The 1,432-nt window shown below is 33.9% G+C and carries 1 protein-coding gene; it reads left to right on the top strand.

The window, feature by feature from the left end:
* On the top strand, positions 1-1,429 hold a 1,429-nt coding region (locus FIA58_RS21125; RefSeq protein ID WP_140964676.1), incomplete at its 5' end, for an IS1182 family transposase.
* Positions 1,430-1,432: the final 3 nt, after the last annotated feature.

Raw genomic sequence — 1,432 nt, 5'->3', positions numbered from 1 at the left:
ATATAAATCCACTAAGAAGTATTATGGACAAGAAGGACAGGAGAGTATTGATCCTGTTGTCTTCTTCAAAATATGCTTAGTAGGCTATTTGAATAACATTAATTCTGATAGGAAACTCATCGAGTATTGTTCCAACTGTTTAGATGTTCGTTTATTTATTCGTTACGACATTGATGAAGTTTTGCCTTGGCATAGTACCATTAGTAGAACTAGACAATTGTATGGAGAAGAAGTCTTCATGGAGCTGTTTAAAAAAGTATTGTCTTTATGTGTAACAAAAGGTATGGTTAGAGGCAAACGACAAGCGGTTGATAGCGCTTTTATAAAAGCAAACGCTTCTATGGATAGTCTAATTGAAAAAGAAGTTTTAGAGGATGCAGCATATTATGCAGAAGAACTCAATGAGAATAGTGAATATAAAGTAAGCCAAACGCGTAAGGATCTAGTAGAAGAACACCACAACTGGAAAAAAGAAGCTTACAAAAACATGCCGAAAGGCAGTCAAAAAGGAGATAAAACAGATGAAAATGGCAATTTAATTCGACCAAAATATGTATCCAATCACATCCATTACTCACCAACAGATCCAGATGCTAGAGTTAGTGTAAAACCAGGCAAAACCAGACAATTAAACTATTTTGGACAACTTGCTGTAGATGATGCTCACCATGTTATCACAGGAGCTTGTGCTGATTTTGCAGACAAACGAGACTCTCAGTGTTTAGAACAAATTGTAGAAATCACTAAAGAAAATCTAAAAGAAAATGATATTAATTTAGGAGAAATTCTAGCCGATGGAGGTTATAGTAGTGGAGAAGCTTTAAAGTATTTAGATGATAACAATATCGAGGCATGGATGCCTAATTTTGGACAATATAAACCAGAACGAGAAGGTTTTGTTTATGATAAAGAAAATGACAAATATATATGTAGTCAAGGTATCGATTTGCCTTATCGTAAAACCGCAAGCTCTAGAAAAGACTGTAAAAGTTGCCCATTAAAAGCAACCTGTTTAGGTAAATCACATGAGAAAACCTTGCGAGACACCATTCACAAAGCTTTGTATGACAAGATGCATCAAAAACTGACTCAAAATGCTAAATATGCCAAACGAATGGTAAAAGTGAGGAGTAAAACGGTAGAACCTGTATTAGGCACGTTGATTAACTTTCTGAATATGAAGAAAGTTAACTCAAGAGGCATTAAACAAGCCAATAAACACGTGCTCATGGCATCCTTGACTTATAATTTGAAGAAATACATGAGGTTCATTGTAAAAAAACCAAAAGTAGTTGTTCAAGTTTTATCAGTAAAACAAGGGAAAGTACACACTTTTCTAAAAACACAATTTTATGAGTTAAAAATAGCTTTTTTAAGCCTATCAATTTTTGTAAAATTGTCCTTTAGTCAAAAAAGAAACCTCGCTTAAATC

The organism is Flavobacterium jejuense (genome assembly GCF_006491595.2).
GTDB lineage: Bacteria > Bacteroidota > Bacteroidia > Flavobacteriales > Flavobacteriaceae > Flavobacterium > Flavobacterium jejuense.
This window is presented reverse-complemented; position numbering and strand designations above follow the sequence as displayed.